This window comes from Marinilactibacillus kalidii (genome assembly GCF_017599325.1).
Lineage (GTDB): Bacteria > Bacillota > Bacilli > Lactobacillales > Carnobacteriaceae_A > Marinilactibacillus > Marinilactibacillus kalidii.
Map to the genome: position 1 here is coordinate 25,531 of NZ_JAGFVM010000023.1, position 20,604 is coordinate 46,134.

General features: G+C 37.6%; 20 protein-coding genes. 13 read left to right on the forward strand and 7 right to left on the reverse strand.

What is annotated here, in order from left to right:
* Positions 1–16: 16 nt before the first annotated feature.
* A complete protein-coding gene (gene pgmB / locus J5J05_RS04790; protein WP_208559530.1) occupies positions 17–679 on the forward strand; it encodes a beta-phosphoglucomutase in 663 nt (220 codons plus the stop codon).
* A gap of 13 nt (positions 680–692) precedes the next feature.
* Entirely contained in the window at positions 693–2,312 is a 1,620-nt protein-coding gene (locus J5J05_RS04795) for a glycoside hydrolase family 13 protein (RefSeq protein WP_208559531.1), read from the forward strand.
* A gap of 61 nt (positions 2,313–2,373) precedes the next feature.
* On the opposite strand, the gene J5J05_RS04800 is transcribed toward J5J05_RS04795, so the two are convergent.
* The 3 genes from J5J05_RS04800 to J5J05_RS04810 all read right to left on the reverse strand — a co-directional run bounded on the left by J5J05_RS04800 (position 2,374) and on the right by J5J05_RS04810 (position 6,279).
* Positions 2,374–3,138 (reverse strand): MurR/RpiR family transcriptional regulator, encoded by a 765-nt coding sequence (locus tag J5J05_RS04800; protein ID WP_208559532.1) that lies wholly within the window; start codon positions 3,136–3,138, stop codon positions 2,374–2,376.
* A gap of 152 nt (positions 3,139–3,290) precedes the next feature.
* On the reverse strand, positions 3,291–4,634 hold the full coding sequence (locus tag J5J05_RS04805) for a 6-phospho-alpha-glucosidase (RefSeq protein WP_208559533.1): 1,344 nt from the start codon (positions 4,632–4,634) through the stop codon (positions 3,291–3,293).
* 22 nt (positions 4,635–4,656) lie between these two features.
* Entirely contained in the window at positions 4,657–6,279 is a 1,623-nt protein-coding gene (locus J5J05_RS04810) for an alpha-glucoside-specific PTS transporter subunit IIBC (protein ID WP_208559534.1), read from the reverse strand.
* A gap of 331 nt (positions 6,280–6,610) precedes the next feature.
* On the opposite strand from J5J05_RS04810, the gene J5J05_RS04815 reads away from it, so the two are divergent.
* A complete protein-coding gene (locus J5J05_RS04815) occupies positions 6,611–8,080 on the forward strand; it encodes an ABC transporter substrate-binding protein/permease (RefSeq protein ID WP_208559535.1) in 1,470 nt (489 codons plus the stop codon).
* A complete protein-coding gene (locus tag J5J05_RS04820) occupies positions 8,073–8,798 on the forward strand; it encodes an amino acid ABC transporter ATP-binding protein (RefSeq protein WP_208559536.1) in 726 nt (241 codons plus the stop codon). Before J5J05_RS04815 ends, J5J05_RS04820 begins: the two co-directional genes overlap by 8 nt.
* A 43-nt stretch (positions 8,799–8,841) precedes the next feature.
* On the opposite strand, the gene J5J05_RS04825 is transcribed toward J5J05_RS04820, so the two are convergent.
* Positions 8,842–9,675 carry an HAD family hydrolase gene (locus J5J05_RS04825; RefSeq protein WP_208559537.1) on the reverse strand — a complete coding sequence of 278 codons (834 nt, stop codon included), beginning with the start codon at positions 9,673–9,675 and terminating at the stop codon, positions 8,842–8,844.
* A 299-nt stretch (positions 9,676–9,974) separates the two neighbouring features.
* Between J5J05_RS04825 and J5J05_RS04830 the strand changes: the two genes are divergently transcribed.
* Positions 9,975–10,466, forward strand: a complete 492-nt coding sequence (locus J5J05_RS04830) for a DUF5626 family protein (protein ID WP_208559538.1) — start codon at positions 9,975–9,977, stop codon at positions 10,464–10,466.
* A 53-nt stretch (positions 10,467–10,519) separates the two neighbouring features.
* Here J5J05_RS04830 and J5J05_RS04835 read toward each other — a convergent pair whose 3' ends face one another.
* Positions 10,520–11,161 carry a helix-turn-helix domain-containing protein gene (locus J5J05_RS04835; protein ID WP_208559539.1) on the reverse strand — a complete coding sequence of 214 codons (642 nt, stop codon included), beginning with the start codon at positions 11,159–11,161 and terminating at the stop codon, positions 10,520–10,522.
* Between the two features lie 443 nt (positions 11,162–11,604).
* On the opposite strand from J5J05_RS04835, the gene J5J05_RS04840 reads away from it, so the two are divergent.
* Positions 11,605–12,141, forward strand: a complete 537-nt coding sequence (locus J5J05_RS04840; RefSeq protein WP_208559540.1) for a hypothetical protein — start codon at positions 11,605–11,607, stop codon at positions 12,139–12,141.
* Between the two features lie 418 nt (positions 12,142–12,559).
* Positions 12,560–13,039: a class Ib ribonucleoside-diphosphate reductase assembly flavoprotein NrdI gene (nrdI, locus tag J5J05_RS04845; RefSeq protein WP_208559541.1), complete on the forward strand. Its 480-nt coding sequence runs from the start codon at positions 12,560–12,562 to the stop codon at positions 13,037–13,039.
* A gap of 73 nt (positions 13,040–13,112) precedes the next feature.
* On the opposite strand, the gene J5J05_RS04850 is transcribed toward nrdI, so the two are convergent.
* Complete coding sequence (locus tag J5J05_RS04850) at positions 13,113–13,817, reverse strand: Crp/Fnr family transcriptional regulator (protein ID WP_208559542.1); 705 nt, start codon at positions 13,815–13,817, stop codon at positions 13,113–13,115.
* Between the two features lie 171 nt (positions 13,818–13,988).
* Between J5J05_RS04850 and J5J05_RS04855 the strand changes: the two genes are divergently transcribed.
* The 3 genes from J5J05_RS04855 to J5J05_RS04865 are packed head-to-tail and all read left to right on the forward strand — an operon-like array spanning position 13,989 to position 16,902.
* Entirely contained in the window at positions 13,989–15,119 is a 1,131-nt protein-coding gene (locus J5J05_RS04855) for an acyl-CoA dehydrogenase family protein (protein ID WP_208559543.1), read from the forward strand.
* Positions 15,120–15,123: 4 nt separating this feature from the next.
* Positions 15,124–15,918, forward strand: a complete 795-nt coding sequence (locus tag J5J05_RS04860; protein WP_208559544.1) for an electron transfer flavoprotein subunit beta/FixA family protein — start codon at positions 15,124–15,126, stop codon at positions 15,916–15,918.
* 18 nt (positions 15,919–15,936) lie between these two features.
* The gene (locus tag J5J05_RS04865) at positions 15,937–16,902 is read left to right on the forward strand and encodes an electron transfer flavoprotein subunit alpha/FixB family protein (RefSeq protein ID WP_208559545.1); all 966 of its coding nucleotides are present in this window, start codon (positions 15,937–15,939) and stop codon (positions 16,900–16,902) included.
* Between the two features lie 105 nt (positions 16,903–17,007).
* On the opposite strand, the gene J5J05_RS04870 is transcribed toward J5J05_RS04865, so the two are convergent.
* Positions 17,008–17,391, reverse strand: coding sequence for a hypothetical protein (locus J5J05_RS04870; protein ID WP_208559546.1), 384 nt, complete (start codon positions 17,389–17,391; stop codon positions 17,008–17,010).
* Between the two features lie 219 nt (positions 17,392–17,610).
* Between J5J05_RS04870 and purE the strand changes: the two genes are divergently transcribed.
* The 3 genes from purE to purB are packed head-to-tail and all read left to right on the forward strand — an operon-like array spanning position 17,611 to position 20,546.
* Positions 17,611–18,099, forward strand: coding sequence for a 5-(carboxyamino)imidazole ribonucleotide mutase (purE, locus tag J5J05_RS04875; RefSeq protein ID WP_208559547.1), 489 nt, complete (start codon positions 17,611–17,613; stop codon positions 18,097–18,099).
* The gene (gene purK, locus J5J05_RS04880) at positions 18,092–19,216 is read left to right on the forward strand and encodes a 5-(carboxyamino)imidazole ribonucleotide synthase (RefSeq protein WP_208559548.1); all 1,125 of its coding nucleotides are present in this window, start codon (positions 18,092–18,094) and stop codon (positions 19,214–19,216) included. Before purE ends, purK begins: the two co-directional genes overlap by 8 nt.
* A gap of 31 nt (positions 19,217–19,247) precedes the next feature.
* Positions 19,248–20,546 (forward strand): adenylosuccinate lyase, encoded by a 1,299-nt coding sequence (purB, locus tag J5J05_RS04885; protein ID WP_208559549.1) that lies wholly within the window; start codon positions 19,248–19,250, stop codon positions 20,544–20,546.
* The last annotated feature ends 58 nt before the right edge of the window (positions 20,547–20,604 follow it).

Below are 20,604 nucleotides of genomic sequence, written 5' to 3' on the forward strand. Positions count from 1 at the left end.
GATTGGAGGATAGAATATGATTAAAGGATTAGTCTTAGATCTTGACGGTGTCATTACTGACACAGCAGAATATCATTACCTGGCATGGAAATCATTAGCAGAAAAAATCGGTATCGATATTGATCGCGCATTCAATGAGCAGTTAAAAGGGATTAGCCGTATGGAATCACTAGAATTGATTCTAGAACGCGGAGGAAAAGCTCAAAGTTACTCAGCGGAAGAAAAGGAGACGCTTGCTGCTAAAAAAAATGATGAATATAAAGTATTCATTGAGAGCATCACGCCGGCAGATCTTTGTCCAGGTATGGAAAAATTATTGTTTGAGGCAAAGGAAACCGGCCTAGCACTATCAGTTTCTTCAGCAAGTAAAAATGCACCAACAATCCTTGAACAGCTGCAAGTGAAGGAGCAATTTACCGGTATTGTTGATCCAAACAGTCTAAAAAAAGGGAAACCAGATCCTGAAATATTCTATAAAGGGGCGGAACTACTTGGGTTGTCACCTGAAGAATGCATTGGTATCGAAGATGCAGAAGCGGGGATCGATGCCATCAATGATGCCGGCATGTTTTCTGTTGGTGTAGGATCAAAAGAATCGATGAAAGCTGCGGACTACTTTGTCGAAAGCACAAAAGAGCTTGACTTGAAAATAATGATCGAAAAAGCAGAAAATAGATGAAGGAAGTGAAAATGTGAAGTGGTGGCAAAACGCAGTCGTTTATCAAATCTACCCAAGAAGTTTCCACGATTCAAATGGAGATGGTATTGGAGATATCAGAGGAATCATTGAGCGACTCGATTATCTGGAAAAACTTGGCATCAATGCAATATGGTTGAGCCCGGTCTATCAATCTCCTAATGATGATAATGGCTATGATATCAGTGATTACGTAGCCATTCATCCAGAATTTGGAACAATGGAGGATATGGATGAATTGATCGCTGAAGCGCAAGCACGATCCATTCGTATCGTCATGGATTTGGTCGTCAATCACACAAGTGATGAACACCATTGGTTTCAAGAAGCAATAAAAGGGAAAGATTCTCCTTATCGCGATTATTATATCTGGAGAGATCCAGTGAATGGTAAAGAGCCAAATGATTTAAAATCAACTTTTAGTGGTTCCGCTTGGGCATACGATGAAACAAGTAACCAGTATTACTTGCATTTGTTCAGTAAAAAACAGCCGGATTTAAACTGGGAAAATGAAAAGATGCGCCAAGATATCTATAAGATGATGAATTTCTGGCTAGAAAAAGGGATCGGTGGGTTCAGGATGGATGTCATCGATTTGATTGGTAAGGTGCCGGATGAAAAAATCACAGGAAATGGTCCGAGACTACATGAATTTTTGCAAGAAATGAACCGAGAGACATTTGGACATTACGACGTAATGACGGTGGGTGAAACATGGAGTGCAACGCCTGAGAATGCTGAACGATATTCTGGATCGGACCGAGAAGAACTATCTATGGTATTCCAGTTCGAACATATTGCATTAGATCAAGAGCCGATTAGTAAGTGGGCGTTGAAAGACCTAGATTTAGTAGAACTGAAGCAAGTCCTTTCTAAATGGCAGACCACACTTGGTAAAACAGCTTGGAATAGTTTGTTCTGGAACAATCATGATACCCCAAGGATCGTTTCAAGGTGGGGAAATGACCAAGTCTTTCGTATAGAGAGCGCTAAATGTTTTGCGGTACTTTTACACTTGATGAAGGGCACACCTTATATTTATCAAGGCGAAGAAATCGGTATGACGAACCGACCAGTGAAAGCTATTTCTGAAGTCAACGATATTGAAAGCATCAACATGTACAAAGAAGAAATAGCGAATGGTAAAACGGCTGAATCCTTACTCAATGCCATCAACCATAAAGGAAGAGATAACGCAAGAACGCCGATGCAATGGAACGATCAAGAGAATGGTGGCTTTTCAAATGGAAAACCATGGCTAGCTGTAAATCCAAACTTCACAGAAATCAATGTTGAACAAGCAGTAGCAGATAAGCATTCTGTCTTCTACATGTATAAGGAATTGATTCAATACAGAAAGGAAAATGAGACGGTCGTCAAAGGTTCATATAACTTATTGCTTCCAAACCATCCAAGTGTATTTGCGTACGAGCGTCTATATAATGATAATAAGCTACTCGTCATCGCGAACCTTTCTACAGAAGAAAACACGATCGAATTACCGGAAATAGCGAAAGATTCAACGATTCGATTTAGTAACTATGATAGACAAACAGTGGATACCAAACAATGTACATTAGCACCTTATGAATGTTTTGTAGTTGATGTAAAGTAATTTAAGTATGCTTTTTATTCAACACGACTAACGGACTATCTTTTTACGAGGTAGTCCGTTTTTAGTTGGAGTCGTTTAATTCTATTAAGTAATCTAGGTATTCTCTTCTCAACGAATCTGTTAACTGAAAAATGGGCAATAAACTATACTCATCATCTCCCATGAAATGAATCGGTGTACTCTGGAAATAAAGATTATAAGTAGCCATTGAAGCTAAGGTATTATTTGATAAATTGGTGATAGATAATAAAGGGATCTTTTTGGCAGACAGTAGTCTGGTTACTTCTTCAGCTTGAGAAATATCACCACTTAAAGATACGATAATCACGAGGTCTTCAGGTTGAACCGTTCGGTTTACAACCATTCTGAATTCATTTAAAGATTCTAATATAACGGGGAATTTCTTTGAATTTGTTAGACTACGGTTGAAATTTTTTAGTACATCTCTTTGCCCCCATCCTGTTCCATAGCAATAAACCATTCTCGCCTTATGAAAGTGTTCAATAATGGGTCTAGTTTGCTGCTGAGCAAATAACTTTGCAGTACCCCTTAAGTCTTCTTCTTGCATACCCAAAAATGAAAGATTAGAGGGGATTTGGTCTTGAGAAGTTCCTCTAAGCGCATATTTGAATTCGCTGAATCCAGAAAAGCCTAATTTCTTAGTTAACCGAAGGATACTTGATTTAGAAGTGAGTGTTTCTTTAGCTAATTCAGCAATTGTTATCTTTTTGATCGACTCTTTATGTTGCATCATATAATTAGCTATATGTAAATCATTTTCGTTTAAACTTGAATAATACTGATTGATTAAGGCTTCAATATTCATTATCTTCACTCCTTTAAGCATCAGTATAACATGCAAAAAAAAGATTTTGTATTTGTAAATAGCAGTTAAAAGTGTAGGTGATTTTTTCCTCAACGAGAAGAATCCGCACACATCCGCTATGGATGAGTCCGGATTCTATCGGTTTTATATTATTAGCATAATACGGGCCAATATTCTTTATTCACTTCCATTAACTCATCGAGGATTTCTTTGGCAATTCGAGCATTAGGCATGGTTTTAGATAAGATCAGTGCTTGCCATAATTTTTGATAAGAACCTTCTTCCCAAGCTTCAACAACTAATTTTTCAACAGCGACTTGCTGCTCCATCAAACCTTTTTGGAATCGAGGAATTTCGCCTTGAGTCATTGGTTCTGCACCCTGAGACCCTACTATACAGGGAACTTCTACCATAGCCGTATCATCGAAATTGACGATTGCGCCTTTATTCGGAACAATCAAAAGCATGCGTTCTTTAGAATTATATGCGATTGCTCTAGCTAAATCTACAATATATGTTGCATGTTCATCTGCTTCAAGTTTTGCATCTTCAGCAGTTTGGATACTGGCAATACGATTACATTCATTAAATGTTAATTTCTCTCTGTGTTCCATCACTTCGTTTGCTCGAGTATGGTCTGGATCGCTATGAGCGACTTCGTCTTGAGGGTAGAAGTAATATTTTAAATAGGTGTTAGGCAGTGTATCTGGATCTAACCACTGAACTTCTTTGGCTTTTCCAAATGTATAATACCAACTTGGCTCAACGTTTTCTTTGGAAGCTCCATCTAGCTCTTTAGGTGTGATATAACCGTTTTTAGATACCCATTTTTTTAATTCAGGCATTAAATCATTCCCGTTTTTATCTCTTATATCTGTCCACCATCCGAAGTGGTTTAATCCATAATATTTAACAGTCATCTCTTTTCTAGAGGCTAGTCCAAGAATATCTTTCATCCGATTTTCGATTCCAACAGGCATATCACAAATATTGATGATTTTACTTTCAGGACGTAATTTTCTAGTCGCTTCTGCAACGATTGCTGCTGGATTGGAATAGTTTAGCATCCAAGCATCAGGAGAATATTTTTCCATATAATCAACGAGTTCTAACACTCCACCAATAGAACGCATACCATAAGCAATGCCGCCCGGTCCGCATGTTTCTTGACCAATAACCCCATATTTCAAGGGGATTTTCTCGTCTTTTTCCCGCATGGCATATTTACCGACTCGTATATGAGCCATAACAAAATCAACATCTGTAAAAGCTTCTTTAGGATCAGTAGTAGAAATGAATTTTATATGAGGGGCTCTTTCTTTTAGAATAACCTCTGTGGCGTTAGCGATTTGTTGCTGTCTATCTTCATCATTGTCGTAGAATTTGAGTTGTCGAATGGGGAATTTATCTAAATTCTCCAATAACATTAACACGATCCCCGGTGTAAAAGTACTTCCGCCACCTGCTACAAGAATTGATTGTTCTTTTAATGACATATTCTCTACTCCTTTTTTATGATTAATCTATTTTTTGGTTTTCAACTTCCTTTTCAAAGTAGTCTCTGACCTGTGGAACGTCCAATCCTACAATGACTTGAAGGGCTGTTCCTTTTTTTACTAATCCATGTGCGCCGTGTTGTTTAAAGAAATCTGGGTCTGCGACAAGTGATTCATCTGCCACACTGACTCTTAAACGAGTAGCACAATTATTGATTGCTGTAATATTGTTAGCACCTCCTAGTCCTTCCAAGAATTGAATAGCTTTTTCAGCATTTGGGTCTATAGAAGTGCTTTTCTCGTTATGGCTTGATCGATTATCGTTAGAATTTTTTTCTTGTGCTTTTTTTTCACGGTAATCTGCTTTTTTAAACATTTTTGCTTCTCCAGAAGTTTCTCGACCGGGTGTCTTAATGTCCCATTTCGTAATAGCAAATCTAAAAACAAAGAAGTAAATAACACTGAATAATAAGCCTACTCCGAAGAATAAGAGAACGGCACTCAAGTGATTAGAAGCCATTGGAATAATAAAGTAAGAAATGTTCGATAGCAGTCCCCCACCAATAACGGCTGAAACACCTAACGAATATAGTGTGAAACTCAAAAGACCTGCTAAAACAGCATGGACAGCAAATAGCTGAGGTGCTAAGAAAAGAAAAGTGAATTCAAAAGGTTCAGTGATACCCGCCATAATCGCTGTCAAAGCAGTAGGTAAGACTAATGCAAAAGTTTTTTTGCGATTTTCTGGTTTAGCAGTAGCAATAAAAGCAGCACCTATACCGATTGGTGCAAAAACTTTTGAGACGTTATGCAAACCGAATCCTGCCTCGGGAATGATTTCTCTTAAACTACCAGTAGAAGAAGCAATTTCATTTAAATTTGCCATCCAATAGGGAACAAGACCGCCTTCAACAACTGCTGGACCATACTCAAAAGGCTGATAAATAAAGTGATGCAGACCAGTGGGGATGAGTATCCGTTCAAGAAAAACATATAAGCCGACACCGATAGAACCGCTATTAGCCATTACGCCTTGAGCTTGGCTGATTAGGTCTTGGATAGGTGGCCAAATCCAAGCGGTAATGAACGCTAGAATCAAAGTAATGAAGAATCCGATAATGACGACGAGAGAAGTACCTTGAAAAACACCTAACCATTCAGGTAGTTTTTTATCAAAATAGCGATTGTGGATCCAAACTGTGAGACCAGCAATGGCTAGGGCACCTATCAGATTGGTATCTAATGTTTTGACGCCCCCAATTTCTTTGAGCCCACTTATGCCACCGACAGCTTGAGAGTAGTCAACACCAAACTGATTTCCCCATACGCTTAGTATGCCTGCTATGAAGTTGTTCCAAGTCATATAGACAACGAAAGAAGCGAGAGCAGCTCTTGCGCTGGCTTTTTTAGCTAATCCAATCGGTAGACCAATAACAAATAAAATTTCCATGTTATTAAAAATAGTCCATCCGCCAGATTCAACAACGAACCAAATATTACTCCAAAACGTTCCTTCACTAGCTAGTGTTCCTAAAATTAATTCACTTTGCATAGCAATCGCGAATGAAAGCAAAATACCATTGAAGGCAAATAATAGAACAGGGGTGAACATGGCGCCACCAAATCGCTGAAGTTTTTCCATCATGGTTTATACACTCCTTTATCAAATATGATTGCGTTTACATATATACCTTAACAATAAACTGAATAGAGTAAATAGATTTGTTGCAATAAGGAATAGGGTTCAATTTAGGGGCGTTTTCCCAAAAGATGAGAAATGTACCAAAGAAATAAATTTATGCAATATAAATGTATAAAAATATAGAATTTACATAATAGTAACAAAATATTATTTATTATATTGCATAATTATTTATATGATGGTATGATTCTTTTTAACGTCAGCTATATGAGTGACGATAGTTATGCAAGTATTATACAAATACATTGATCAGCGTATCAGGGGGACAAAGAGAATGAAAAAAACGTTTAAAGCATTTATAGCCTTTTTTATTTTGGCAATAACACTGCTGATTCCGACACAGTCGGTTCATGCAGAAGATGGTTCATTAGAGCGTGTGAAAGAAAATGGAGAATTAGTCATTGGGACAAGCGCCGATTTTCCACCATTTGAATTTTATGCGGAAGTAGATGGTGAACAAGAAATCGTTGGGATGGATATGGCGATAGCGCGTAAAATTGCTGAAGATATGGGTGTAGAACTCGTTATTAGAGATATGGAATTTGATAGTTTGATTCCAGCGCTTGAAGCAAGCAATATTGATATGATCGTAGCCGGTATGACACCGACAGCTGAGCGTCGTAAGAGTGTCAACTTTTCCGATATTTATTATCAAACATTCCAAAATATTATGGTTCGAGCTGAAGATGAAGGCATTTACGATTCAGTCGATTCTCTACGAGGACAAAAAGTCGGTGTACAGACAGCTTCTTTACAAGAACAACTGGCACAACAGATACCGGATGTAGAGTTAATGCAACTGGGTAATATCAACGATTTGATTTTAGCTTTACAAACGAATCGGATCGAAGCGGTGGTTATGCAAGGACCAAACGCAGTCGCACATGCAGAAAATGATAATACGTTATATACATTCGAAGGAGACTTTGAATTAGATGAAGAAGACCAAGGATCAGCGATTGCCATGCGTATGGGAGAAGATTCTCTAGCAGCAGCTGTCAATGATAGTTTGGGGGAAATCTTAGAAAATGGCTTGATTGAAGAGTATTTAGGAACAGCCGGGGAATATATGGCTGGATCAACTGATGGTGATGAAGAAACATCTGAAAGTTTTGTAGGAACCTATTGGTCATACTTCGCTGATGGGATGTATGTGACGCTTTTGATTTCTGTTATCAGTGTACTTGTAGGGATGGTTCTAGGTTTCTTCTTGTCACTTATGAGATTAGCAAAAAATATTGTGTTACGATTGATTGCATCTTCTTATGTTGAATTTGTTAGAGGTACGCCACTGATGATTCAAGTTATGTTTATCTATTTCGGAGTAGGCGTCTTCTTCGATCTTCCAGCTTTGACAGCTGGTATTATTGCAGTTTCATTGAACAGTGGGGCTTACATCTGTGAAATTATTCGTGGTGGATTGAATTCTGTCGATTCAGGGCAATCAGAAGCAGCACGTAGTTTAGGAATGAGTAAGAATCAGGCAATGCGTTACATCTTATTCCCACAAGCACTGAAAAATATTTGGCCCGCATTAGGAAATGAGTTTATTACGATTATCAAAGAATCATCAATCGTATCTGTTATCGGCGTGGGAGAGTTGATTTTCCAGACAAGAATCGTGCGTTCTGCATCGTTCAAAGGAATTTTACCATTGTTCGTAACAATGATCATTTACTTCTTCTTAACCTTTACGTTATCGAAAATATTGAATTACTTTGAAGGGAGAATGAATCATGATTAGTGTGAAACATTTAAAAAAATCGTTTGGAAAAAATGAAGTATTAAAAGATATCAATGAAGAAATCAACCAAGGAGAAGTCGTGGTGGTCATTGGCCCTTCCGGCTCAGGAAAATCCACTTTCTTACGCTGCTTGAATCTATTGGAAGAACCAACTGATGGGGAAATTGTATTCGAGGGCACACCGTTAACAGGGTTGAAGGAACAAGATTTAAACCAATTACGTCAAAAGATGGGTATGGTTTTCCAACAGTTCAATTTATTCCCTCATATGACAGTACAGAAAAACTTGACCATTTCACCGGTTCAATCAAAAGGGACAAAGAAAGAATTGGCAGAGGAAAAAGCGGGGCAACTCCTTAAACAAGTTGGTTTAGGGGATAAGTTAGAAGCTTATCCGGCTAGCTTATCTGGGGGACAAAAGCAACGTGTAGCGATAGCTCGTGCGCTAGCAATGGATCCTGATGTGATGTTATTCGATGAACCGACTTCGGCACTCGATCCAGAAATGGTAGGAGAAGTATTGAATGTAATGAATCAACTAGCTAAGTCTGGTATGACGATGGTCGTAGTGACGCATGAAATGGGCTTCGCTCGTGAAGTAGCTGACCGTGTGTTGTTCATGGACGACGGTTATATTGTTGAACAAGGCACACCCGATGAGATCTTCCAAAATCCGCAACATCCAAGAACAAAAGATTTTCTTGCTAAAATTCTTTAATAGTAAAAAAAGATAACCTCAGCGGGTTATCTTTTTTTATGGATTAAATCAAGTTATGTCTTTCTAAAGCTATAGCAATGCCGTCACTATTATTTGATGTCGTCACTTCGTCTGCTACAGCAAGCAATTGGTCACCAGCATTTTCCATCGCAATACCGTATCTAACAGCCGCAAACATTTCAACGTCATTATGCCCATCACCAAAAGCCATTGTGTGTGCTTTATCTTCATTCAAATAGTTCAATACATACTCAATGGCGGTTTGTTTATGGATATTTTTAACGCCGACTTCGCCACTTTCTTTTCCAAATGCGGCTACTGTTGTGGGGATCACTTGGAAAGCGTTGCTGTAACGATCATAGATCTCTTGGAATGGAATCGTTTGATTAACAAAGCTTAGTTTATTGATATGATCATAATCGATTTTACTTTCGTCTTCGATCAGTAAGTCGGTGAACCAAGTAATACTGTCGAGTGCCGCTAGACCTTTATCAGGATTATCTCTCAGTGTCATTTCGTTTAATTGATTTTTTAGATTTGTGCTGGCAAATAAGCCATCATTAGACTCTAAATAATATTCCACTTGATGATCTTTCAAAAATGAAACCAGGTCGATCAAGCGATCTTTATCGAGAACTTTGTGAAAAACGACTTTGCTGTCTACTTCGCAGTAACCACCACCTGCACCGATAATACCAGAAATTGGTAGCGATAAAACTTCTTCGTTCAATTCCGCTTTTGATCTTCCCGTACAAAGAAAAAATTGATGACCATTTTCATGCGCACGCTGAATAGCTTCTTTAGTGCGTTCGGAAACTGTTCCTTCTGATGTACATAAAGTACCATCTACGTCTAAAAAAATTAGTTGTTTTTCCATACTTCACCTCTATGTTTTGAATACGTCTTCTAGATAACGAATACCTACAGTTAATCGTAAGCTATTCTCTTGATAAGGTCAACTAGGCATCATTTAGGTACGAAAACAAGGACGAAAAAAGAATGCATATTCTAAAATAGCTCTAAAAAATAAAGGACAATGGAGAGAAAGATAATATCATTAAACAGATAAAAAGCCCATAACCACAAGGGGGAAACGAATGGTTGCCCCCTGTTAAACAGATAATGCTTTCTTCTAATTGCTATATTGCTATAATAAAATCAAAGGAGGCATACATAATGAGAGTGATGGTAGGTGCATCAATTTGGGCTATGGGCTGGAATACCATTTATGCAAGTCAGGCTGTAGAGACAGCCGATGAATTTTCTTACGATATGGCAACTGGTGGAGAACAATCAGCTAATATTGTAAGAGAATCTGGAGGCGAATTATTTGTGACGATTACTGAAGTAGATGAACCAATATCGGATCAAACGTTCAGAATAAACCGATCATTAGCGGTTCAAAACAAAACATACGTAATTAAAGGATCCTTACCACTTTTATGGGAAGCAAGCTACAAAATTAGTGTGAAAAATCAATTGATCACTAAAGTATCAGAACCATCTATTTCGGCGTTCGCTGGAACTTCGTCCAAAAGAACATTGATCAGGGAAAGTTCAAAAAAACGTGCACGTCTAGAATTTAAGTTGACTCCTTATATCGGTTCAGAAAGAAGTGGAAAACTTGTTGCGACGATCAGCGATAATAAATTGATTATTTCTCAATAAAAGATATTGATCGTTAGTATAGAGTATCAACGAAAATAAAATAAGTATTAAAGTTAGGGTGTGAAGTCGTTCTCTAATAATGGATCATCATCAGGATCTTCGAGAGGTTCATCCTCCAATAGAATCACTTCATAGGTAGTGAACCAACCATACTTTTCACCAAAGTAGCCATATGTTTCAAGGGAAACGAATAAAAAAGAACCCATAATAGCAATCACATAATAAATACGTTTTTTCTTATAATAGTAAGCGAGTAACATAAGTGGAAAAGAAATCAATAATATAACTGGATGAATAACGACTGGAATTAAAGCAATCAGACTCATGATAAAAAAATCTGCACCTAACGACCGAAAAGCTATCAGCCATTTAGAATCCGTATCCTTTGTAAAACTTGTTTTTTCTTCTAGTGACTTTACAGGTATGTAGGGTTGATCGTGCATTGGTTTTACTGTCGATTCTGTAAAAGAAACCGGTTCTGAATAATTGCTTAAAAGAGGGCCTTTGTTTAATAAGGTATCTATTGATACTTCCAATAATTTACTGATTTTTTTTAAAGTTTCATGATCTGGGTTGCTGAGACCACGTTCCCATTTAGAAATCGCTTGTCGTGTTACGAAAAGTTCATTCGCTAAAGCGGTTTGAGAGTAGCCTTTTTCTAGGCGCAACTTTTTAAGTTTCTCTGGAAATTCCATTTGTTCAACTCCTTATCTATTGATAATAGTACTACAGGGAACTATTCAAATAAAGGCTTTGTTTAGTTCTTAATCGTTTAATCTAAACAATTGTGACTTTTGATTGATTTCTTAGACTTATTATTTTTTTGAATAACGCATAAGCATAAAAAGACCAACAAAATTGGGATAAAAGAGTCGTATAGGGAAAAGTAAATCGTACACAAATGAATTGTGTTAGCGGAAAGTGTAGCTTAATATTTTACTAAAGAAAAGCGGACACTTTAGAATAGGGACTTACGAAATAAATTGATCAACGATATATAGAATTGAAATATCATCATAGTATATTCGTTTGAGGGGTAACGATTGGTTGGTACCTTTTTTAGCGGCTATTAGGCATAATCTAAAATAAGCTAAGGACAATGACTGGGATCATAAGAAACGATTAGAAAGGAAAAAAGATGGTTTTAATTTTAATGGGCTTTTTATTACTCTTCTTAAAACTAAATTTCACCTTATTTGACTATAGTTTGATTTATATTATGACAAATTTTATCGGTTATGTATTATTACGCATAGGTATCGAAAACACTGATGAAGCTGATGAATTGTATATGAAAGATTCACTCTGGTTTTATCTTATTTTAAATCTGGTTTTACTATTTTGCCGTATCTTTGATCTTTCAATTGATAACATTACTTTTACTTACATAGAAACATATTTACTAGCAGCGGCACTTTTATTTGTGCACCTGTATGTGTTCATTTATCCACTCTATTTATTCTCGAAATGCATTGCTTATCTAGAATTAAAGTCAAAATGTCTTGAATCAAAAACATTACAAAATATTGTCAAGAGCTGTATCATACTAGCCATCACCATCACACTGTTGGGTAACGTACTAGCGGGACTTCAATATCTATGGATTATCGTGATTTTTATGCAACTAACAGTACTTTTGCTACTGAAAAAATATGCTGTACCTTTCGAAAACTAAAAAAGTGATATCTTTTTATACAAGGTATCGCTTTTTGTCTATAACAAATTAAATAGTTTTGGTAAAGAATAAGGACAAGAATCGAATCTTTATGTAAAAAGTTAAAAAGAAAGTATGGGTTAATGATTTAAGTGGTTGATACAGTAGAAACTTCAGAAAGTTAAGTAGCGATCATGCCTTTTGAGTAAGTCGGAGTTTGTGAAAAAAGTAGAATAAAAAAAGATTTTGTTGATGAATAAAGGATTGAATGCTATTTGGTTAAGTGAATTTCATCACTTGTTGTAATAGAATGAAAAATGAATAAAAATGAATAAAAACGAAAAAAAGAAATAGAGGGGGTTGTTCTATACGTTTACAGCATCTACATGTCGTGTTATCTTCTTTATTGGAATGCTAGATATTGTGGAGGAGTAGTTAAATGAATAAAAAAATAAAGATCATTTATATCAGCTTAAGTGGGAATACCGCAGCTTTTGTCAAAAAACTCTCAACTTTTTTAACAGAAGTCAAAGGTATCGAAGTAGAGTCAATCAATGTGAAAGATTTGATGGGAGACACCTTTCCAGTAACAGAGCCATTTGTGAGTTTCTTACCTACATACTTAAGCGGGGGAAATGGTGTGCAAAATGGTGATAAAGAGGTCATGACGACAAACTTGGGAGAATTTATAGCGGCTCACGAAAATTTTCGCTATTGTTACGGTATTATTGGAAGTGGCAATCGAAATCTTAATAAGCAATTTTGTTTAAGTGCAAAACAATACGCGGAAAGATTTGGGTTTCCACTGATTGAACAATATGAATTACGTGGAACTTCAAAAGATGTTGAGCGGATTGCAGAGGTGGTATTGAATCAGCACAACAGTTTTATAGAAACAGTAGAAATCAAAGCAGAATAAAGAAACTTGTCATCAAAAAAGTATCTCTCCGTTCATTTAAGCGGAAAGATACTTTTTTTTGGATGATTTTCCATTAATAGAGAGAAAAGTTTAATAATTTAAATTTTCTACAAGATACTTCTGCGATTTTATTTTCTTTGATTAAATGTGAGAATTCTCGGCTAATAGATTCGGAAGTTGTACCTAGATAGGAAGCTAATTCCTTCTTTGCCATATCTAATTCAACGATTGGATCGTTTTCTTTTGAGTGAACGAGAGTGGTAAGAAAGTGAAACAAACGATCTTTTACTGTCTCTGTCGTTGCCCATGCTGTCTGTTGTTCAGAAGAGCTTAATCTTTCTGATAAAGTGGAAAGCATATATAACGCAATTTCGGGATATTGAGCTAATAAAGCCTGGATGTCTGAACGACTGATAGACCAAACATAACAATCCGTTTTAGCTTCTGCAAAAGCTTCGTATACACCTGTTTTAAATAAAGCCAATTCACCAGTAAAAGCTCCATCAGGTATCATCCGAATCAATTGCTCTTTTCCAGTATCGCCTAGTCTGTATATACGCAGCATCCCACTTTTCACGATGTAGAAGGCATCAGCTTTTTGCCCGGGGCTATATAGATTTTCGCCATGTTTGTAATGCTTAAGGTGCAGTAAAGGTTTTATTTGATTTTTTTGAAAGGATGTTAGTGAATCGAATAAGGCGACATGATTGATGCAATCGGGCTCTTGGTTTTTAGTTACAAATGCTTGATGAGTTAATACCGCGTTTGACTGTACCATTTAAAAGGCTCCCCTGTATGTTTTTCACAATGATATATATAAAATTATATTTTTCTTATATAAAATTTATTAAACTTGATATAAATCAAGTATATCATAAAATAATTATAATAGAATAGGCTCATGAAGAACGTAACAACATGTTCACATTTGAACAAAGGAGAGATATAAATGAGTATAAACCTAACAGAATCACAAACGATGTTACACCAAATGGTATCTGATTTTGCAGACAAGAAAGTAAAGCCGTACGATATGCAAATAGACAAAGAAAGAGCTTATCCAAAAGAATTATGGGAAGGCGTCATAGAAACTGGATTTTTGGGGCTCACAATTCCTGAGGAACATGGTGGTGCTGGATTCGATGCTATCGCTAGCGCTCAAACGGTTTATGATATGGCCATCAGAAATGCCAGTATCGCGTTTACTTTAGAAGGTCATTATAAAACCGTTGACCAAGTAATGAATTATGCTACACCTGCATTGAAAGAAAAATATATGCCGCAGGCTAACCACCGTATATTTGGATTCTCGTCTACTGAACCTCAAGGTGGTTCTAATATTATGGGGAATACAGCAAATGCAGTTAAAGATGGGGAAAAGTGGATTTTAAACGGAAACAAAACGATGATAACCAATGGTGGACTTGCTGAAGTCTATTGTGTTTTGCTCAAAACATCACCAGATGAATTGTCTTGCTTCCTTGTTGATCAAGATATGCCCGGATTCAAACATGGTAAAAGAGAAGAATTTATCGGGATGAACGGTACACCAGTAGGAGAAATTTTTCTGGAAAATGTCGTGGTATCAGAAGATCACTTATTAGGAAAGCTTGGTCAAGGTGTGGAGATTGGCGATCATGCTCACTATGATGCGCGTATATTAATGGGCGCAATCGCTGCAGGTATTACTGAGCAAGCATTAACGATTGCTGTCGATTATGCCAAACAACGTGAGGCTGTTGGTACCCCAATCATTCAATTGCATTCAATTCAAACAAAAATAACAGAAATTGCAATTGCAAAAGAAAACATCCAATTACTTTATCAAGAAGCAGCTAAACTAAAAGTAGAGGGTCAACCGTATGCTAAAGTCGCAACAATGGCTAAATCATATGGGAGTCGTGCAGCTGTTATTGCAGCAGACCATACACTACAAGTATTAGGCGGATATGGTTATAGCCGAGAATATCCGGCAGAACATCTGATTCGTGATGCACGTGCATTACAAATTGCAGAAGGATCTTTGGAGAAAATGATGATAGAAATAACGAAAGAAGTCGTGAAAGAGAGAGAGGCGTAAAAACATGAGTTTAAAAATCGTCGTTTGTGTAAAACAAGTTCCAGTTTCTAATAATTTAAAAATCGACCCTAATACAAAGAACCTTATTCGATCAGGTGAAATAGGGGTGATGAATCCTTATGATAAAAATGCAATCGAAGAAGCCTTACGATTGAAAGATGAGTGGGGTGGGGAAATCACATTACTTTCCATGGGGCCATCTAACTTTGAAATGACTTTAAGAGAAGGTTTGGCTATGGGATGTGATGAAGCTATCCTGTTGAGTTCAAGGAAATTTGGTGGAGCAGATACGCTGGCGACTGGTTATGTGTTGTCACAAGCCATCAAGCAATTAGGGGATGTAGATCTAGTATTGTTTGGTCGTCAATCTGTAGATGCAGATACTAGTCAAGTAGGCCCCATCGTTTCAGAATTTCTAGATTGGCCACAAATTACTTTCGTCAGTGAATTGGACGGTCCGATAAATCAGATGATGACGGCTACAAGATTACTAGAAAATATGCAACAGAAAATCGAATTTCAATTACCGGCAGTGGTAACGATCCGTAAAGAACTGAATGAACCGCGTTATCCGACACCACGGAATATACAGCAAAGTTATCGAAAAACGATTCGTGTATGGGATGAAACAAGCTTATCCGTTGATGAAGAAAGAATTGGTTTGAAAGGATCGCCAACTGTAGTACGAGATGTATGGGCACCGGAAAAAGTAGCCAAAGAGACCATTGCGCTTAAAGGCTCTCCTGATGAAGCTGTCCGTGAGTTATTGATCCAATTAAAAGCGAGTAATTTACTATAAAAAGAGGTGGGAAATAAAATGGCGCAAGAAATTTGGGTATACGCAGAAAAACATGTTGGAATCATCCAACCAGTAACCTATCAGTTGATTACGAAAGCGAAGAAGATTGCTAAAGGAAAAAAAGTGGTCGTAGTCTTATTCGAGGCAATGAATAGTAAACTGGAAGAAGACATTAAGGCCTATGGACCAGATGAAATCATGGTCGTGAGAGATGATCGGTTAAAAGATGCAACAGATTCTGAAATCGCTAGTCTGATGACAGTGTTGGCCGAAAGACATCAACCGAACAGTATTCTCTTCGGAGCAACAGTCGTCGGACGATCTATTGCACCTCGTCTACAAGCAAAATTAAATACAGGTCTTACATCAGATTGTTTGGACTTGTCATTTGAAGAGGACTTACTGATTCAAACTAAGCCCTCTTACGGGGATAACATTATGTGTGAAATTATTTGTCCGAACCATCGGCCACAGATGGCATCGGTTAGACCCAATACATTTAAAGCAGAAAAAGTGACAGATGCAAGGGTAGTAGTAACGGAGGTAACAGATTTACCGTTTAAAGAAGCACCGCGAGTAAATATTATAGAAGAGACACCTCTATTATCTAAAAGTGATAGTATCGCCAAAGCTGACCGTGTTATTGGATTGGGAAGAGGCGCTTCCGATGATAAAGTGATTACTTTAGCAGAGGAATTAGCTCGTAAGCTGGGGGCGAAAATTGGTGTTACAAGGCCACTGACGGATCATGCTAAATTTAGTGGAGAAGACCAAATTGGTCAATCTGGAAATAGTATTGCACCGAAATTATTGATCAACTTAGGTGTTCATGGTGCGGTTCAATATTCAACCGGAATTGAGAATGCTGCAATGGTCATTTCAGTCAATAAAGACGCTAAAGCACCAATCTTTAAATACTCAGACTTTAGCTATGTAGGCAATTCAAAAGACTTTCTCGAAGGCTTCTTAAAAGTAATTCAGTAGAAAAGGTTTATTTAAAAGCGGTCAAAAAAGAATGAGTAGAATAGTAAAAAGCGTTAAAACAACGAAGTTAGACAGTTGTTTTAACGCTTTTATTTTAGCTGCAATTTAAAGTTTTTTACCAAAAAGGTATAGTAAAAGTTTTGAACTAGAAAAACCCAATAAGAAAGGCACCAAAATGGATGCTGTAGAGGGCAAGATCGCTTTCGATTCTGGACTATCAAAGTAATCTTTGAATATCCATAAACTGATATACATATAAATGAAGGCAAAAACGATACCTAAAATATAAAATAATGCACTATAGAGAAATGAACGCTTATGCGTACCAGTATTTTTTTCATCTGGATTATTCATGCTACCTGCGATGTTTGATTGGCGCGATCCTTGATGACTGTTATTAACGTTATTGCCAACGTTTACTCTAGCATACATAGAACCACTGATATGCTGATCTCGGTTATGCTTATTTTCTTTGTCTCGATCACTCACGCTACCCACTCCTTTTCTTATATTATACGTAAATAGTTCTCTATTTGTACAATATTAATTAATAAATTCAGAAGAGAAATGAAGGCATCGAATAAAAACGAACGATTAAATCATTTTTATTGTTAAAGTTCGAATAAAACTTTAATCCTATTCGTTTTATTGCTAATATGTAAGATGAATAGTCTTATTGATGAACGATTAAATTTCAGGAGGCGTTATATGTCTATAGAAGTGGCAGTGATCATGGGAAGTACTTCCGACTGGGAAACGATGAAATATACGTGTGCGATATTAGATGAATTGGAAATCAAATACAGTAAAACGGTTGTATCAGCGCATCGAACGCCTGATTTAATGTTCGAATTTGCAGCTTCTGCAAGAGATAAAGGATATAAAACAATCATCGCAGGTGCAGGTGGGGCAGCGCATCTGCCAGGGATGGTCGCAGCAAAAACGACTTTACCCGTTATCGGTGTGCCCGTACAGTCACGAACATTAAACGGATTAGATTCATTACTTTCGATTGTCCAAATGCCAGGTGGCGTTCCTGTAGCGACTGTGGCCATTGGAAAAGCAGGTGCAGAGAATGCAGGCTTACTCGCAGCTCAAATGCTAGGTATGACGGATTTAGGGGTTGCAGACAAACTGGCGCAGCGTCGAGAAGGCTTAAAACAAAAAGTGATGGAAAGTAGTGAAGAACTTGTCTAAATGGATCAAACCTAAAAGTACAATAGGTATTATTGGTGGCGGCCAACTAGGAAGAATGATGGCTTTTTCTGCAAAAGAAAGAGGCTACCAAGTAGGTGTGTTAGACCCTACGCCAAATTGTCCGACTGCTCAAGTAGCAGACTGGCATATTCAGGCAGCCTATGATGATACAGAAGCACTTTTAGCGTTAGCAGAAAAAAGTGATGTATTAACATATGAATTTGAAAATGTGGACGCTGCCTCTATCCAGCAAGTACAAGATAATGTGGCAGTACCACAAGGAACAGATCTATTATTGATCACGCAGAATCGATTAAAAGAAAAAGAGTTTTTAAAAAATTCAGGTATTCCTGTGGCAACCTATGCTAAAATTGAGACGATAGAGGATTTAGTACTACAAAGCAAAACGATCGGTTTTCCATCTGTCTTGAAGACGATTCGAGGCGGGTATGATGGAAAAGGACAGTTTGTCTTGCAGCAAGCGTCTGATATCGCATCGGCTGCGACATTACTTGAACAAGGAACATGTATTTTGGAAAAATGGGTAGCTTTTCAGCTAGAGGTTTCTGTCATGGTTGCGCGGAACGAATCGGGTGCTACTTCTGTATTTCCTGTGTCGGAAAATATCCACGAAAACAATATTTTATTGCAAAGCATTGTACCGGCAAGAATTCCTGAAGGACTACAAAGGAATGTCCAGCAAATCGCAGAAACGATTGCACATAAAATGAACTTGGTCGGTGTCTTAGGTATCGAATTATTCATAACAGAACAAGGTGAAATTTTCGCAAACGAATTGGCACCACGCCCCCATAATTCTGGGCATTATTCCATTGAAGCATGTACCGATTCGCAATTTGATATGCACGTTCGAGCGATTTGTGGATACGATCTTCCAGCGGTAGAATTATTGAGACCAGCTGTTATGGTCAATATTCTTGGGGAGCATTTGGAACGAGCACTCGAATTGAATGAGCAAAAGCCGGCTTGGCATGTGCACGATTACGGAAAAGTAGCAGCAAAGCGTGGACGCAAGATGGGACATGTTACGATACTTACGACCGATTTGGAAAGCACCCTAGCTGAAATAGAAGAAACAACGATATGGAATCATTAAATAGAATGAACATAAACAAAGGAGTAATGATATGATCGATCGCTATACAAGGCCAGAAATGAAACGATTATGGTCTGAGGAGAACCGTTACAATACTTGGTTAGAAGTAGAGATTTTAGCGGATGAAGCTTGGGCAGAACTAGGTGAAATTCCAAAAGAAGATGTGAAGAAAATTCGTGCGCATGCTTCTTTTGATATCAATCGAATCTTAGAAATCGAAAAAGAAACTAGACATGATGTTGTGGCTTTCACGCGTGCTGTTTCGGAGTCTCTCGGTGAAGAGAAAAAGTGGGTTCACTATGGTCTGACAAGTACAGATGTTGTGGATACAGCTTATGGCTATCAATTAAAACAGGTAAATGATATTTTACGTAAAGATCTTCAGTTATTACTTGAAGTGATCGGTGAAAAAGCAAAAGAACATAAATATACTGTAACAATGGGTAGAACACATGGTGTGCATGCAGAACCAACAACTTTTGGCTTGAAGTTAGCACTTTGGTACTCAGAGATGAAACGTCATCTCGATCGTTTCGAACATGCAGCACAAGGTGTAGAAGCTGGTAAAATCAGCGGGGCTGTTGGTACTTTTGCGAATATTCCTACATTCGTAGAAAAATATGTTTGCGAAAAATTAGGCACACGCCCGCAAGAAATCTCGACACAAGTATTACCACGTGATCTTCATGCAGAATACGTCAGTGCGATTGCACTCATTGCAACAAGTGTTGAAAAATTTGCTACTGAGATTCGTGGACTTCAAAAGTCTGAAACAAGAGAAGTAGAAGAAGGATTTGCGAAGGGTCAAAAAGGATCTTCAGCAATGCCCCATAAGCGTAATCCAATCGGTTCTGAAAATATGGCCGGCCTAGCAAGGGTGATTCGTGGACATATGGTTACAGCATACGAAAATGTAACACTGTGGCATGAAAGAGATATTTCACACTCTTCCGCAGAACGTATTATTTTACCAGACAGCACAATTTTGCTAAATTACATGTTGAATCGTTTTTCTAATATCGTTCGTAATTTAACAGTATTCCCTGAAAATATGAAGCGTAATATGGATGCGACATTAGGCTTGATTTATAGCCAGCGTGTATTGCTAAAATTAATTGACAAAGGTTTGAGTCGTGAAGCAGCTTACGATTTGGTTCAACCTTTGACAGCTATTGCGTGGGACGAGCAGAAAGCTTTTCGAACGTTAGTAGAACAAGATGACACGGTGATGTCTCATCTTTCTTCAGAAGAAGTGGAAGAGGCGTTTGATTACAATTATCATTTGAGAAACGTAGATGAAATATTTGAACGCGTTGGTTTAAGCGAGTAGAATGATCTTTCCCCTGTACAGGTGAGTATCTGTGCAGGGGGATTTTTACATAGAGCGG